Below are 16,432 nucleotides of genomic sequence, written 5' to 3'. Positions count from 1 at the left end.
ATGAAGCAGGGTAAAGCAATATTCGAGATATCTTCCTACATCGTGAATTCGTTGCTAGTTTTCGTCAGAGCCGGCGCCGGACAAAACACTTCCGCGTGCCTGGCTTAATCTTGCCAAATACTCGGCATCGATATCCCCGGTCACATACTCGCCGTTGAAGCAGGACGACTCAAACCGGTGCATATCGGGATTCAGATCACGTATTGACTGCTCAAGATCTTCGAGCCGCTGATACACCAACCCGTCCGCTCCGATTTCTTGCGCAATTTGCTCAGTGCTGCGTCCCGTGGCAATTAGTTCGGTTTGGGTCGGCATGTCAATGCCATACACGTTCGGAAACCGCACCGGCGGCGCGGCCGAAGCAAAATACACCTTGTTGGCTCCTGCCTCGCGCGCCATGTCCACGATCTGCCGGCTTGTAGTGCCACGCACGATGGAATCGTCGACCAGCAAGACGTTCTTGCCGCGAAACTCCATATCAATGGCGCTGAGCTTTTGCCGCACCGACCTCTTGCGCACGGCTTGCCCGGGCATGATGAACGTGCGCCCCACGTAACGGTTCTTGATGAAGCCCTCGCGGTAGTTCAGGCCCAGATGCGCTGCCAGTTGCATGGCCGAGGGGCGCGAGGAATCGGGTATGGGCATGACTACGTCGATATCGCCCAGCCGCAGCGACTTGGCCACGTTGTTTGCCAGATACTCGCCCATGTTAAGGCGCGCGGAATATATCGATACCCCATCCATCAGGGAATCAGGCCGGGCGAAATAAACGTATTCGAATACACAGGGAGTAAAGCTGGTCGATTGTGCGCATTGCCTGCTGGAAACCTTGCCTTCGACATCGATCAGCACGGCCTCGCCAGGCTCGATATCGCGCACGAACGAGTACCCGCAGCCGGTCAGCGCCACCGACTCTGACGCCACCATCCAATCTGTTCCCTGCTCGGACTCGAGCTTTCCCAGACATAACGGCCGTATTCCATGCGGATCGCGAAACGCCACCATGCCGAAGCCGGATATCTGTGCGATGACCGCGTAAGCTCCGCGAGCGCGCTTGTGCACAGCCTCGACCGTCTCGAACACGGCGTTCTCATCCAGCGACACACCGTTGGCCGCTTGCTGAAGCTCATGCGCAAAAATGTTGAGCAAGACTTCGGAATCGGAATTGGTATTGATGTGGCGCCGATCGATGCGGAAGAGTTCTTCGCGCAGCTCGCGCCAGTTGGTCAGGTTGCCGTTATGGACGAAGGTGATTCCGAATGGCGCATTCACATAGAAGGGTTGCGCCTCATCGACGCTGTCACTGGAACCCGCTGTGGGGTAGCGCACCTGGCCCAACCCGCTGTTGCCTCCCAACGTGCGCATATTGCGGGTGCGAAACACGTCGCGCACCAAGCCATGCGCCTTGTACATGCTGAAAAGAAGGTCATGTTCAGTGGCTATGCCTGCTGCGTCCTGGCCTCGATGCTGCAATAGCAGCAAACTATCGTAAATGACCTGGTTGACGGGACTATGCCCGGCAACCCCAACGATTCCACACATTTTTAGCTTCCTAGTTAAAGCCTTGTTTAAACAATCAGTAAGGTAGCCAAGAGGCAAGTGAAGGCGGCAGTATTCGCTTGATTTGCTGGATGCCCTGCTCGGCTGCACCAGACAGACGCGCGTCACGCCACCACGGCTCTTGTGGCAGCTCGGTATAGCCGGCCAGCGCCACCAGCACCAGCACGATCAGCAAGCCCCGTAGAAAACCGAAGATGGCGCCCATGCCGTGGTCTGCGGGCGTAAGGCCGGTCTTATCGATAAGCGCGCCAAGCGTAACGTTGAGCAGCCCGACCAGAAGCAGCACCACAATGAATACCGCCGCATAGGCGGCGGCGGTACGTAGCAGATCGTTCTCGATGAAAACCGCAAGCCAGGTGGATACCCTTGGACCCCACCAGATGGCGGCCACGAATGCCGCCGCGTAAGCCACCAGGGAGAGCAATTCTTTGACGAAACCTCGCAGCAGGCCCAGGAGCGCGGACGCCCCCACAATGGCCAGCACGATGTAGTCGAAGCTTGTCACTGGGTGGCGATGAAACTGGTGGTGTAGTCAAGCGAGCGCAGACGGGTCTGGGCCGCCTGCGCGGCCTCGCGTGTCGAGAAAGGCCCCACCCGCAAGCGATAAGTGGTTTTACCGTCGGGATTGGCGGATTCCACATAAGCATTGGTGACACCCGCCGACACAAGGCTGTTTCGGCGCGCTTCGGCATCCTGGCGAGAAGAATACGCCGCAATCTGCACCACAAAATTACCCCGGGTGGCGGCAGCCGGCGGACTGTCGGGCTGGCGTCCCTCTAGCAGGGCAATGGCGACCGAACCATCATCAGTGCGATCGGCCGCCGCGCTTTTGGTCTCGGGAGGAGACGCGGGTTTGGAATCGGGCTCGGGTTTCGGCGCGGGTTCGGGCTTGGCTTCGGGCTTGGTTGGCGCCGCCGACTGATCGGTATCGCCGGAAGCCTGGACGGGACCATCGTCGGGGGCAACGGGCTCGGGCAATGGCAGTGCGGGGGTTTCGACATTGAATTGATCGTCGACCCCGGCTTGGCCCTCTGAAAGCGGTTCGTTGACAGCTATGGAAGGCTCTGGAATGGGCGGGATGGCCGGCACCACGATCGGCGTTTCAACCGGCTGGTCGGATTCCGACGTGATTAACTCGGGCACCACGATAACGGCCGCGACAACCAGCGCCAATGCGCCAATGAGGCGGCGCCGCGCCCGACCGCGCAAGTCGTCGGCATAAGCTACGCTTGGCGATGCCGAACGGCGCTTCGAGCTGGAAGCGCGATCTTTACTTGAATCAGCCTCTTTGCGAGAGAACAATCCCATTTGATAAAAACCCTTGGCCGCGGTCGCCGCACAGCGGCCACGGCAACATGATTAGACCGTGCGCCCGAGTTTCTGAAGTATGGGCCCAACCGTCGAGAACGAGCCGAACACAAGGATTCTATCATCCTCCGAGGCTTGCTCTTGCGCCTTTTCAAAGGCCTGAACCGGATTGTCAAAACTTGTCACGGTTATTGGCTCGATAGGGTTCGCCGGCAACACCTGGCGTACGATTTGGGCGATTTCCTCGCCCGTCGCGCCACGCGGCCCGTCAAGCGAAGCGCAGTACCAATGATCTACTTTGGGCGCCAGTTTGGCCAGCATCGTCTTGGCGTCTTTGTCCTTCAAGAGCCCTACCACCGCATGAGTATAGGGGTAATAAGCCATGCCGGTAAGGTTTTGCGCCAATGCCGCCGTGGCATGGGGATTGTGGGCCACGTCCAGCACGATGGCCGGCTTGCCGGGCAAGATCTGCATGCGTCCGGGCAGTGATACCTGCAGCAAGCCCAGCCTTACCGCCTGCTGCGGAACCACCAGCTTGTCTCGCAACGCCTCAAGCGCAGCCAGCGCCGCGCTGGCGTTGATAAGCTGGTTGGCGCCGCGCAAAGCGGGGTAAGCCATGCCGGTGCGCCGCTGCTCCCGGCCGCCGTAAGCCCATTGCTGTCGGTCACCCGAGTAGTTGAAATCTTGGCCGAAGCGCCATAAGTCGGCGCCTATCTGTTGCGCATACTGCGCCACCGACTCGGGCGGCACCGGGTCGGCACAAATTGCCGGGCGCCCCGGGCGGAATACATGTGCTTTTTCCAGTCCGATTTTTTCGCGCGTATCGCCCAGCCATTCGGTATGGTCAATATCAATGCTGGTAACGACCGAGCAATCGGCATCGACGATGTTCACGGCATCAAGGCGCCCGCCCAGGCCAACCTCGAGTACGACCACGTCGAGCCGGCCGGCGTCGAACACCAGCAGCGCCGCCAGCGTTGCAAATTCGAAATAGCTAAGGCTGATCTCGCCCCGTGCAGCTTCGATGCGTTCGAACTGCTCGATAATCTGCTCATCGCCGGCTGCGTCGCCATTGACGCGGATGCGCTCGTTGAAATGCACCAAGTGCGGCGAGGTGTACAGCCCCACCCGATATCCGGCCGACAGCAAAATGGCCTCAAGCATGGCACACGTGGAACCCTTGCCATTGGTGCCTGCCACCACGATCTTGACGTACGGCAGCTTGAAATCAAGACGCTGGGCGACTGCGCGTATACGGTCCAAGCCCATGTCAATCGCCTTGGGATGCAGGGTTTCAAGATGCGCGAGCCATTGGTCCAGGCTGCTGCGGTCGCCAAAGTATGAGGAAGCCATGATTAAAACAATGAGGTGGAACAAAGTCTTGACGGAACAAGACGGCAAAAAGCCGGCGTCCAGCATGCTTGTTGTCCGGCATGCAAACCAGACAGCATACTGCGGACGCCGGCCGTGAAGCTACAGCGCGTGAAGCGCTTTTACTTGCGCCGCACGGGCGGCAAATCGGTACATACGCCCTCGAAGGCCTCGGCAGCCATACCGATGGATTCGCCCAACGTGGGATGGGGATGGATGGTCTTGCCGATATCCACCGCGTCGGCGTTCATCTCGATGGCCAGGGCAACTTCACCGATCAGGTCGCCGGCATGGGTTCCTACGATACCACCTCCGACGATGCGATGCGTTTCAGCATCGAAGAGCAGCTTGGTAAAACCTTCGTCGCGGCCGTTGGCGATGGCGCGCCCCGAGGCCGCCCATGGGAACAGCCCTTTTTCGACCTTGATGCCCTGGGCTTTCGCCTCTTCCTCGGTAAGGCCCACCCAGGCCAGTTCGGGATCGGTGTAGGCCACCGATGGAATCACACGCGCATCGAAATGGCTTTTCTGCCCGGCTGCGGCTTCGGCTGCAACATGCCCTTCATGTACCGCCTTATGGGCAAGCATGGGCTGGCCCACGATGTCGCCGATGGCGAAAATATGCCGCACATTCGTGCACATTTGCGAGTCGACATCAATGAAGCCGCGATCGGTAACCTGAATCCCGGCCTTGTCGGCGTCGATATTCCTGCCATTGGGGGTGCGCCCCACCGCCTGCAAGACAAGATCGTAGCGCTGCGGCTCGGACGGTGCATTGGCGCCTTCGAACGTAACCCAGATGCCGTCGTCCTTCGCTTCGGCCGACACGGTCTTTGTGTCGAGCATGATGCGATCAAAACGTTTGTCGTTCATCTTGTGCCAGACCTTGACCAAGTCGCGGTCAGCGCCCAGCATCAGCCCGCCTTGCATCTCGACGACGTCGAGACGCGAACCCAGCGCCGAGTAGACCGTGCCCATTTCAAGGCCGATGATGCCGCCGCCGATAATCAGCATTTTCTGCGGGATGGATGCCAGTTCAAGCGCACCGGTAGAGTCGACGATGCGCTTGTCCTCGGGCAGGAAAGGCAGCTTCACCGACTGGCTGCCGGCCGCGATGATGGCCGAGCCGAACTTGACTGTGCTCGCCGCACTGCCCTCGGCCTGCACCGAGATATGATGCGAGTCGACGAAGCGCCCTACCCCGGTAAGCACCGACACCTTGCGCATCTTGGCCATGCCTGCCAGGCCGCCCGTAAGCTTGCCGATGACACCATCCTTATACGCACGCAGCGCGTCAAGGTCGATAGAGGGTGCGCCAAAGGATATGCCGTGCTTGGCCAGCGATTGCGCCGCTTCGGCCACCCCTACAGTATGCAGCAGGGCCTTGGATGGAATGCAGCCCACGTTAAGGCAAACCCCGCCCAAGGTTGAATAGCGCTCTACCAGGGCTACCTTCAGTCCGAGATCGGCGGCGCGAAAAGCAGCGGAATAGCCGCCGGGCCCGGCACCCAACACCACCACGTCATACTCTTCGTCTGCCGAACCCGAATAGGCGGCGGCCTGTGGCGCCGGCGCCGCGCGCTCGGCCGGCGGCGCCGCTTCGTCCCGGCTTGAGTCGTCCCGGCTTGATTTGTCCCGGCTTGAGTCGTCCGGGCTTGAGTCGTCCTGGCTTGTTTCGCCTGCACCTCCCGATTGCGCCGCGCTGTCAGGCTCGGCTTGCGCAGAGCTCGAGGCATCGTCGCTAGACGCCGCAACCGCCTTGTCGGCGCCGGAAGAGTCAGAAGCCGCGGCCTCAGCCTTCGCTTCGATTCGCACCAGCGTATCGCCCTGGGCGACTTTATCGCCCACTTTGACCAGCACTTCGGCCACCACGCCGCCGTGCTCGGCTGGAATCTCCATGGAGGCTTTGTCGGACTCGAGGGTGACCAGGCTTTGTTCGGCCTCAATGCTATCGCCAACGGCCACCAGCACCTCGATGACGTCAACCTTGTCGATATCGCCGATATCCGGCACTTTGAGTTCTGTCGTGCTCATGAGCGACCCTTATAGTGCAATGCGGCGAAAATCGGCCAGCAAGGAGGCCAAATAGGCGTTGAAGCGAGCCGCTGCAGCGCCATCGATGACACGATGGTCGTACGACAAAGACAGCGGCAGCATCAGGCGAGGCTGAAAGGCCTGGCCATCCCACACCGGCGTGTGGCTGGACCGCGAGACACCCAAAATTGCCACTTCAGGGGCGTTGATAATGGGGGTGAAAGAGGTGCCGCCTATACCGCCCAACGAAGAAATAGAGAAGCACCCTCCCTGCATCTGTGCGGGCGAAAGCTTGCCGTCGCGTGCCTTGGCGGCAAGCTCGGACGTCTCGGTGGCAAGTTCCAACACACCCTTTTTATCGGCGTCGCGTATCACCGGCACCACCAGCCCGTTGGGCGTATCGGCAGCAAAGCCGATATGGTAGTACTGCTTATAGACCAGATCGTCGCCATCCAGTGAAGCATTGAATTCGGGGAATTTCTTGAGCGCCGCCACTACGGCCTTGATCAGGAAAGCCAGCATCGTGACCTTGATGCCGGCTTTCTGGTTTTCTTTGTTGAGCGCAACACGCAAGGCCTCAAGTTCGGTAATGTCGGCCTGGTCGTTATTGGTAACGTGCGGAATCATTACCCAATTGCGATGCAGGTTTGCGCCTGAAATTTTCTTGATGCGCGAAAGCGGCTTGGCTTCGATGGGACCAAACTTCGAAAAATCGACCTTGGGCCAATCGATGACCGACAGCCCGCCACCCGCCGGCGCGGCCCCCTGAGGGCTTCCCGAAGACAGAGACTGCTTGACGAAATCGCGCACATCATCGAACGTGATACGGCCCTTGTCGGCGCTGCCCTTGACTCGCGTAAGATCGACGCCAAGCTCGCGCGCAAACTTGCGCACCGAGGGCGAGGCATAAGGCAATTTATTAAGCGGCGTGTCTTGCACGTAGGCCTGGGTGGGCGAGCTGCGCTCTACAGGCTTGGACGCCATGGCTCCTGCTTCGCCCTCTACCACAGGGGCGGAACGTGTTTCGGGCTGTTCTTCCGGCTGCTGTGCTTTGGTTTGTTCTGCTTCGGCCTGCTTTGCCTCGGCCGGTGCGGCGGCAGGCGCTTCGTCCTGCCCTGATGTGGGCTCGAGCACCAGAATCTCGGCGCCTTGCGCCACTTTATCGCCCACCTTGACCCCTACCCGCTTGACCACGCCCGCATGAGACGATGGGATTTCCATCGAGGCCTTGTCGGATTCGACGGTGATCAGGCTTTGCTCGGCTTCAACGGTGTCGCCCTCGGCAACCAATACTTCGATGACCTCGACGTCTTTGAAATCGCCGATATCGGGCACCACCACCGAAACCGGTTTGCCGCCTCCGGAACTGCCCGACGCTGCGGGCTTGGCGGCTGCGGCCTGGCTTGAGGCCGGTGATTCAGCGCTTTCGCTCTTGGCCGGCGGCGCATCGGCGGCTTTGGGCGGCTCTGTGCCGGCCGCCTGGCCGACCTCGGCCTCTTCAAGCTCGAGTATGACCGACCCCTCGCGCACTTTGTCGCCCACACTGACCTTGACCGACTTTATCGTGCCGGCGGCCGGCGACGGTATTTCCATCGAGGCCTTGTCGGATTCGACCGTGATCAGGCTTTGCTCAGCTTGCACCGTATCGCCCTCGGCGACCAGCACCTCAATGACGTCGACCTCGGAGACATCGCCGATGTCCGGTATCTTGATCTCTAGATGGCTCATTGCGTCTGTCTCCGTCAGGCGTGATGGGGGTTGGCTTTGTTGGGGTCGATGCCGTATTTTTTGATGGCCTCGGCCACTTTGGCCACCGGCACCGCACCCTCATCGGCCAAGGCGCGAAGGGCTGCCAGGACGACGAAGTGACGATCGACCTCGAAATGCTCGCGCAGCCTGTAGCGGAAGTCGGAACGGCCGAATCCGTCGGTGCCCAGCACCGACAGGCGGCGCCCGGCCGGCATGAACGGACGAATCTGGTCGCCGAGCAGCTTGACGTAGTCGGTGGATACGATGACCGGGCCGGCGGTGTCCTGAAGTTTTTGGGTCACGTAAGGCACGGGCGGGTTGGCATCATCCGGGTTAAGCAGACGATGACGCTCGCAATCGAGACCATCGCGGCGCAGTTCGGTAAAGCTGGTCACGCTCCACAGGTCGGAGGAGACACCCCAATCTTTTTCGAGCAGATCCTGGGCGGCAAGCACCTCGCGCAATATGGTGCCGGAACCCATCAATTGCACGTGCAGCTTGTTCTTGGCCTTGCCGGCCGAACGCAACTTGTACATGCCCTTGATGATGCCTTCTTCGTCGCCCTTGGTAAGGCCGGGATGAGCGTAGTTCTCGTTCATCACCGTAATGTAGTAGAAGACGTTCTCTTGATTTTCGATCATGCGCCTGAGGCCGTCCTGGATGATGACGGCCAGCTCATGCCCATAGGTGGGATCGTAGGATACGCAATTGGGGATCAGCGCCGACATGATATGGCTGTGGCCGTCTTCGTGCTGCAAGCCCTCGCCATTGAGCGTGGTGCGTCCGGCAGTGCCGCCCAGCAGAAAACCCCTGGCCTGCATGTCGCCGGCGGCCCAGGCAAGGTCGCCCACCCGCTGGAATCCGAACATCGAATAATAGATGTAGAACGGAATCATGATGCGGTTGTTGCTGGAATACGAGGTGGCCGCGGCGATCCAGGAACTGAACGCACCCGCCTCGTTGATGCCCTCTTGCAGAAGCTGACCGTTTTGGGTCTCTTTGTAGTACATGACCTGGTCTTTATCCACCGGCACGTACTTTTGGCCTTCAGGGGCATAGATACCGATCTGGCGGAACAGGCCTTCCATGCCGAAAGTGCGCGATTCATCCGCCAGAATAGGCACAACGCGGGGGCCAAGCTCTTTATCACGCAGAATCTGGTTGATGATCCGCACGAAAGCCTGGGTCGTGGAAATTTCGCGGCCCTCTGAGGTGGGCTCGAGCACCGCCTTGAAAGCCTCAAGCTCGGGCGCCTTGAATTTCTCGTCGGCCAAGGCGCGCCGTGCGGGCAGATAGCCGCCGAGCGCCTTGCGCCGCTCGTGCAGATACTTCATTTCAAGCGAGTCTTCGGCCGGCTTGAAATACGGCAGCTCTTCAAGCTTGTCGTCGGGAATGGGGATGTTGAAGCGGTCGCGGAACTCTCGCACAGCGTCCATGTCGAGCTTCTTTTGCTGGTGAGTGGGGTTTTTGGCCTGACCCACATGGCCCATGCCATAACCCTTGATGGTCTTGGCCAGGATGACGGTTGGCTGGCCTTTGTGGTGCACGGCCTCATGAAAGGCCGCATACACTTTGTGCGGATCGTGGCCGCCCCGATTAAGGCGCCACACCGCCTCGTCGCTCATGCGGCTGACCATCTCGAGCAGCTTGGGGTGCTTGCCAAAGAAGTGCTCGCGCACAAAAGCCCCGTCGTGCGCTTTGTAGGCCTGGTACTCGCCGTCAACGGACTCTTCCATGATCTTGCGAAGTATGCCCTCTTTGTCGCGGGCCAGAAGAGGGTCCCAATAGCCGCCCCAAATCAGCTTTATGACGTTCCAGCCGCTGCCACGGAAATCGCCTTCGAGCTCTTGGATGATCTTGCCGTTGCCGCGAACCGGGCCGTCAAGGCGCTGCAGGTTGCAGTTGACGACGAAGATAAGGTTGTCGAGCTTTTCGCGCGACGCCAGACTGATGGCGCCCAAGGATTCGGGCTCGTCCATCTCGCCGTCGCCGCAGAACACCCATACCTTGCGATCGCTGGTATCGGCGATGCCGCGGGCATGCAGGTATTTAAGGAAGCGCGCCTGATAAATGGCCATGATGGGGCCAAGCCCCATGGAGACGGTGGGAAACTGCCAGAACTCGGGCATCAACTTGGGATGCGGATACGACGACAGGCCCTTGCCTCCCACTTCCTGGCGGAAATGATCGAGCTGCTCTTCAGTGAGGCGGCCTTCCAGGTAGGCCCGCCCATACATGCCGGGCGAGGTATGCCCCTGGAAATAAATCAGGTCGCCGCCGTGATCTTCAGTTTCGCCGCGCCAAAAATGATGCTGGCCGCAGCCTATCATCGTGGCTAACGAAGCGAACGAAGCAATATGACCGCCCAGGTCGCCGCCGTCGGCCGGTTGATGGCTGTTGGCCTTCACCACCATGGCCATTGCATTCCAGCGTATGTAGGAACGAAGGCGCTCTTCGAGAGCCAGATTGCCCGGGTGCGGAGCCTCAAGACCCGGAGGGATGGTATTGACGTAAGCAGTATTGGCCGAGAATGGGATCCTCGCGCCCGAACGGCGCGCCAGATCAACAAGACGTTCGAGCAGAAAATGCGCACGCTCTGGCCCCTCGTGTTCGAGTACTGCTTCGAGCGCCTCGAGCCACTCTTGGACTTCTGGATCATCGTTGGCGACCGTGGCCAACGCACCGGCTTGATCAATAGAGGACATGAATGTCTCCATAAGGATAGTAAAAACCACGAACCAAGAACGATGATTCGTTTTAGCACGTATTAGGTCCGCGCCGCGCGAGGGCGGCGGCCACTTGTCTTAGGAGAAGCCCAGAACACGGCAGCCGGATCAATCCATTCTAGGAAAGTGCCATGAGAAGGGCAAGTAAAATTTCACTTTATGGCATAGGATTTTATAATGTGAAATAATTACAAGAAACTGAAGAAAATGATCCCTGGCAGCCAGTGCCCGCCTTGGGCATCGCGGCCTTTTTGGCCCAGGGGCTGTCCTAATTGTTTAAAATAGACACACGATGGCCAGCCCTTCCCGAAAGTCCCTCATCCCGACCACGTTCTACGACCAGGCAAAAGTTGCGCGCCGTGGTCTGTATTGGCTGACGCCTGTACTCGTGCTGGTGCTGTACTTATTTGTCATGGGCGCCTTTATCTGGTTGCAGCGCCTGCAAAGCGACAGCGTCATGTTCATTACCATCGACCAGGAAACGCGTCAGCAGCGTCTCATGATGGTGGTGGTGGCGCTTTCCTGCCTTATTATCCTCAGCCTGCTTGCCTTGTGGCGTTACACGCGCTTCCGCTCGCGGGCCGAGGCCGCCCTCATCGCAGAAACCGGCTTCCGGCGCGCGATGGAAAACTCCATGTCCACCGGCATGCGCGTATTCGACATGCACGGGCGCATCGCCTATGTCAACCCGGCCTTTTGCCGCATGATAGGCTGGAACGAGGCCGATCTCATCGGGCGCACCACGCCATTTCCGTATTGGATTCCCGGCCGCCACGCCTATCACCAAGAAACACTCGACCTGCTGCTTTCGGGGCGCACACCCAGCAGCGGGCTCGAGGTCGAGGCGCAGCGACGCGACGGTTCGCGCTTTACGGCGCGCATGTATGTGTCTCCGCTGCGTGATCCCAACGGCGAACAAATCGGCTGGATGACATCCATGACCGACATCACCGAGCCCAAACGAATCCGCGAAGCGCTCACCGCCGCGCACGAACGCTTCATGACCGTGCTTGAAGGCCTGGATGACGCCATCTCGGTGGTGGCCGACACGCCCGAGGGCCTTGAACTGCTGTTCGCCAACCGCACGTACCGGCGCTTCTTCGGCGCCCAGTCCAATGGCCACGCCGAACTGCTGGGCGGCCGGCTGGGCCGCTTCACCGACGAAACCGTCGAGACGTTTTCAAACTCGGCGCAGCGCTGGTTTGAAGTCCACCACCGCATGCTGGCCTGGACGGACGGCCGGCGCGTTCGCCTGCAGGTGGCTCGAGACATCACCGAACGCCGCACCCACGAAGAAGCCTCGCGCGTGCAGCAAGAAAAAATCCAGCTCACCAGCCGCCTGACCACCATGGGTGAAATGGCCTCGTCGCTGGCCCACGAGCTGAACCAGCCGCTTACGGCCATCAGCAACTACAGCATGGGAGCGGTAGCCCTGCTCAAGGCGGGCAACCCCAGACCCGAGCAATTGCTCGAGGCCCTTGAAAAAGCGGCCTCGCAGGCCGAGCGCGCCGGGAAAATCATCAGTCGCATTCGCGAGTTCGTCAAACGCAGCGAACCACGCCGCCAGAACGTGCCCATCTCGCGCATCCTCGACAACGCCATTGCTTTCGCAGACATTGACGCCCGCAAGCGCCAGGTCGAGATCGCACGCGAGCTGCCGCCCGATGACCCAACCGTGCTGGCCGACCCCATCCTCATCGAACAGGTCTTGTTGAACCTGCTGAAAAATGGGGTCGAGGCCATGGAAAGCAGCGACTATCGAACGCTGCATGTTAAGGTCACTGAGCAGCTTCCGCTGATCGAGATTGCAGTCATTGACCGCGGCCACGGGCTGCGCGACCCCGAGCGCCTGTTCGAGCCCTTCTACAGCACCAAATCAGAAGGCCTGGGCATGGGGCTCAATATCTGTCGAACCATTATCGAGTCACATCACGGCCGTCTTTGGGCTTCCACCAACCCGGAAGGTGGTACGATTTTCCGATTCACCCTGCCCTTCGCGGTACCGGAAACCCCCGATCAACCAGAGAATTCCCAGGAGTTGCACGCATGACTACACCCGAAGAACCGAACACTGTATTTATCGTGGACGACGATGAAGCGGTGCGCGACTCCTTGCGCTGGCTGCTCGAAGCCAACGGCTACCGCGTCAAGAGCTTCGGCGGTGCGGAAGATTTTCTCGAAGCCTACGACCCCGACCATATCGGCGTGCTCATCGTCGACGTGCGTATGCCGGGCATGAACGGCCTCGAGCTTCAGGAAGAACTCATCGCGCGCAATGCCCCCCTGCCCATCGTCTTCATCACCGGCCACGGCGACGTGCCCATGGCGGTGTCCACCATCAAAAAGGGCGCCATCGACTTTCTTGAAAAGCCCTTCAACGAGACCGACCTGCGCGCCATCGTCGCTCGCATGCTGCAAGAGGCCAATGAACGCGCTTCGCAAGCTCAGGCCAAAAAGAACCAGCAAGCGGTTCTTAGCCGCCTTACCTCACGCGAACAGCAGGTGCTGGAACGCATCGTGGCAGGACGGCTCAACAAGCAGATCGCCGGCGACCTGAACATCAGCATTAAAACCGTAGAGGCCCACCGCGCCAACATCATGGAGAAGCTCGAGGTAACCACCGTGGCCGATCTCATGAAAATCGCGCTTACTCAAACCGAAGGCCAGGCATGACGGCACGCATCATCGACGGCAAGGCGCTGTCCGATTCCATCAAGGCCGATGTGGCCAAGCGCGTGCAGTCGTTGCGCGAGCGCGGCATCGCGCCCGGCCTGGCCGTCGTGCTGGTCGGAGAAGACCCGGCCTCGCAGGTCTACGTGCGCAACAAGGCCGCCGCCTGCGAAAAGGCCGGCCTGCATTCCCAGGTCATCCGGCTTGATGCCGACGTCAGCCAGCAGCGCCTGCTCGACGTGGTTCAGCAGCTAAACGACGATCCTTCCATCCACGGCATTCTGGTGCAGCTGCCGTTGCCGGGGCATCTGGACTCGGCCCAGGTCATTGAGGCCATCTCGGCCGCCAAAGATGTTGACGGCTTCCACATCAGCAATGCAGGCTTGCTCATGACAGGCAAGCCCCTGTTCCAACCCTGCACGCCCTACGGCATCATGAAGATGCTTGAATCGCAGGGCGTTGATCTTTGGGGCGCGGAAGCTGTGGTGGTGGGCGCCAGCAACATCGTGGGCAAGCCCATGGCCCTGCTTATGCTTGCCAAGGGGGCCACCGTAACGCTGTGCAATTCCAAAACCCGCGACCTGGGCGCCCACACGCGCCGCGCCGATGTCCTGGTGGTCGCCACCGGCCGGCCTGACATGATCACCGGCGACATGATCAAACCCGGCGCCGTGGTCATCGACGTCGGCATCAACCGCAAGGCCGACGGCAAGCTTACGGGCGACGTCGAATTCGCCTCGGCCAGCCAGGTCGCCGGCGCCATCACTCCCGTTCCGGGCGGAGTCGGCCCCATGACCATCGCCATGCTGCTGGTCAATACCCTTGAGGCGGCCGAGCGCGCCGCGCAGACGCACGCCGCTGTTTCCTGATACGCCATGAATCCCAATCCGCTTTTAGTACCTATCGACGAGCTCATCGATTACGCCGCTGTCGAGCCGGCCCACATCGAGCCCGCCATTGACGCACTGATCGAAAAAGCCCGCGCCGCGGTACGGCACGCCGCCGATCCAACGTTGCCGCCCGCGTGGGAGGCCATCGTCGATCCGCTGGATGACGACACCGAACCGTTGTGGCGCGCCTGGTCGGTGGCCGGTCATCTCAATGCCGTGGTCGACACGCCCCCGCTGCGCGAAGCCTACAACGCATGCCTGCCCAAGGTAACCGAATTCTCCACCTGGATCGGGCTGCACAAAGGCCTCTACGCTCAGTACAAGCGGCTGCGCAACGACGCCAGTTTCAATCAGCTTCCTGCGGTACGCCAACGCATTATCGAGCTTGCCCTTCGCGACTTTCGTCTAAGCGGCGTCGAGCTCGAGGGCGAAGCACGTACGCAATACGCACAGATTTCCGAGCAGCAGGCGCAAGCCTCCCAGCGCTTTTCCGAGAACGTGCTCGACTCCATGGACAAATGGACACTGCACATCGACGATGAGGCGCGCCTTCGGGGCCTGCCCGCGGACGTGCGTGCGGCGGCTGCCGAGCGCGCGCAAGATGCGGGGCTGGATGGCTGGCTGCTTAACCTGAAGATGCCGTGCTACCTGCCGGTGATGCAGTACGCCCACGACCGTTCTTTGCGCGAAACCCTGTATCGCGCCTACGGCACGCTGGCGTCCGAACACGGCGAGCCCGCGCTCGACAATTCACCGCTGATCGAGCAATTGCTGGCGCTGCGCGCCCAGGAAGCCGCCCTGCTGGGCTATGTCGACTTCGCCCAGCTTCGCCTGCAAACCCGCATGGCCGACAGCGCCGACGAAGTATTTGGTTTTTTACGCAATCTGGCCGTCAAAGCCAAGCCCCATGCCCAGCGCGACTTGGCTCAACTTCGCGAGTTCGCCAAAAACGAATACGGCGAGCAAGATTTACAGCCATGGGACATGCCCTTTTATGCCGAAAGGTTGCGTGAAGCGCGTTATGACTACTCCGAGGACGAGGTCAAGCAATACTTCACCGAACCTCGTGTGATGGAAGGTCTGTTCCGCGTGGTGCAGAAACTTTTTGGCGTCACGTTGCGCCCGGCCGCCGTCTCAACCTGGCACCCTGATGTCCAGGGTTTTGAAGCCGTCTCCGAAGACGGCGCCATCGGCCATCTGCTCGTCGACCTTTACGCCCGCCAAGGCAAACAGGGCGGAGCCTGGGTGGACAGCGAACGCAACCGCCGCAGCGTGGGCGCTCATTTACAAAAACCCGTCGTCTACCTCACCTGCAACTTCACCCCTCCGCAAGACGGCAAGCCGGCGCTACTGACTCACGACGACGTCATCACGCTGTTCCACGAAAGCGGCCATGCCCTGCACGCCCTTTTGTCGCGCGTGGACGATCCGGGGGCTTCAGCTTTTGCCAGTGTCGAGTGGGACGCCATCGAGCTGCCTTCGCAGTTCATGGAGAATTTCTGCTGGGAATGGCCGGTGGTCGAATCCATGTCGGCGCACGTGGATACTGGCGAACCATTGCCACGCGCCTTATACGACAAGCTATTGGCCGCGCGCAACTTCCAAAGCGGCATGCAGATGGTTCGCCAGATCGAGTTCTCGCTGTTCGACATGGCCATTCACAATCAGTCGAAGGGGCTGTCGACAGTCCAGGTACTGCACACCCTCGAAGACATCCGGCAAGAAGTGGCAGTGGTCTTCCCCCCCAACTGGCACCGCTTTCCGCACAATTTCTCGCACCTATTCGCCGGCGGATACGGAGCCGGCTATTACAGCTACAAGTGGGCCGAGGTACTATCGGCGGACGCCTATGCGGCGTTCGAGGAAGCGGCTGCCCAGGCCGCCAATGGCGACACCCTGGACGCGGCCACGGGCAGGCGCTTCAGGGACGAAATCCTGGCCGTGGGCGGCTCACGCCCGGCGGCGGATTCGTTCCGCGCTTTTCGCGGGCGCGAGGCATCTCTGGACGCGCTGCTTAGACATAATGGCATGGCCACGGAACCGGCCTAGGCAGGTTTTAACGGGCGCGCATGCGCCCGGCTGAGCCGATCCAAGGAGCCTATAGCGCCTATAATCCGTCCAATGA

General features: G+C 60.4%; 11 protein-coding genes. 4 read left to right on the top strand and 7 right to left on the bottom strand.

The annotated features are described in order from the left end of the window. Nucleotides 1-54 precede the first annotated feature (54 nt). From purF to aceE, 7 genes are all read right to left on the bottom strand, one after another. Nucleotides 55-1,542, bottom strand: a complete 1,488-nt coding sequence (gene purF, locus ACIY1O_RS00945; RefSeq protein WP_397473184.1) for an amidophosphoribosyltransferase — start codon at nucleotides 1,540-1,542, stop codon at nucleotides 55-57. Nucleotides 1,543-1,576: 34 nt separating this feature from the next. Continuing rightward, nucleotides 1,577-2,065, bottom strand: coding sequence for a CvpA family protein (locus ACIY1O_RS00940; RefSeq protein WP_397473183.1), 489 nt, complete (start codon nucleotides 2,063-2,065; stop codon nucleotides 1,577-1,579). Continuing rightward, nucleotides 2,062-2,868 (bottom strand): SPOR domain-containing protein, encoded by an 807-nt coding sequence (locus tag ACIY1O_RS00935; protein WP_397473182.1) that lies wholly within the window; start codon nucleotides 2,866-2,868, stop codon nucleotides 2,062-2,064. Before ACIY1O_RS00935 ends, ACIY1O_RS00940 begins: the two co-directional genes overlap by 4 nt. A 51-nt stretch (nucleotides 2,869-2,919) precedes the next feature. After that, a complete protein-coding gene (gene folC, locus ACIY1O_RS00930) occupies nucleotides 2,920-4,221 on the bottom strand; it encodes a bifunctional tetrahydrofolate synthase/dihydrofolate synthase (RefSeq protein WP_397473252.1) in 1,302 nt (433 codons plus the stop codon). 140 nt (nucleotides 4,222-4,361) lie between these two features. Beyond that, nucleotides 4,362-6,272 (bottom strand): dihydrolipoyl dehydrogenase, encoded by a 1,911-nt coding sequence (gene lpdA, locus ACIY1O_RS00925; protein WP_397473181.1) that lies wholly within the window; start codon nucleotides 6,270-6,272, stop codon nucleotides 4,362-4,364. Nucleotides 6,273-6,281: 9 nt separating this feature from the next. Continuing rightward, nucleotides 6,282-8,000, bottom strand: coding sequence for a dihydrolipoyllysine-residue acetyltransferase (gene aceF, locus ACIY1O_RS00920; protein ID WP_397473180.1), 1,719 nt, complete (start codon nucleotides 7,998-8,000; stop codon nucleotides 6,282-6,284). Between the two features lie 14 nt (nucleotides 8,001-8,014). Beyond that, a complete protein-coding gene (gene aceE, locus ACIY1O_RS00915) occupies nucleotides 8,015-10,726 on the bottom strand; it encodes a pyruvate dehydrogenase (acetyl-transferring), homodimeric type (RefSeq protein ID WP_397473179.1) in 2,712 nt (903 codons plus the stop codon). A 313-nt stretch (nucleotides 10,727-11,039) separates the two neighbouring features. Between aceE and ACIY1O_RS00910 the strand changes: the two genes are divergently transcribed. From ACIY1O_RS00910 to ACIY1O_RS00895, 4 genes are read left to right on the top strand one after another with little or no spacing between them, the layout of a single operon-like run. Beyond that, nucleotides 11,040-12,797: a PAS domain-containing sensor histidine kinase gene (locus ACIY1O_RS00910; RefSeq protein WP_397473178.1), complete on the top strand. Its 1,758-nt coding sequence runs from the start codon at nucleotides 11,040-11,042 to the stop codon at nucleotides 12,795-12,797. Continuing rightward, the gene (locus tag ACIY1O_RS00905) at nucleotides 12,794-13,420 is read left to right on the top strand and encodes a response regulator transcription factor (RefSeq protein ID WP_397473177.1); all 627 of its coding nucleotides are present in this window, start codon (nucleotides 12,794-12,796) and stop codon (nucleotides 13,418-13,420) included. Before ACIY1O_RS00910 ends, ACIY1O_RS00905 begins: the two co-directional genes overlap by 4 nt. Beyond that, on the top strand, nucleotides 13,417-14,286 hold the full coding sequence (gene folD, locus ACIY1O_RS00900) for a bifunctional methylenetetrahydrofolate dehydrogenase/methenyltetrahydrofolate cyclohydrolase FolD (RefSeq protein WP_397473176.1): 870 nt from the start codon (nucleotides 13,417-13,419) through the stop codon (nucleotides 14,284-14,286). Before ACIY1O_RS00905 ends, folD begins: the two co-directional genes overlap by 4 nt. Before the next feature lie 6 nt (nucleotides 14,287-14,292). Continuing rightward, complete coding sequence (locus tag ACIY1O_RS00895) at nucleotides 14,293-16,356, top strand: M3 family metallopeptidase (RefSeq protein ID WP_397473175.1); 2,064 nt, start codon at nucleotides 14,293-14,295, stop codon at nucleotides 16,354-16,356. Nucleotides 16,357-16,432 lie beyond the last annotated feature (76 nt).

Source organism: Pusillimonas sp., assembly GCF_044464525.1.
GTDB lineage: Bacteria > Pseudomonadota > Gammaproteobacteria > Burkholderiales > Burkholderiaceae_B > Pusillimonas.
This window is presented reverse-complemented; position numbering and strand designations above follow the sequence as displayed.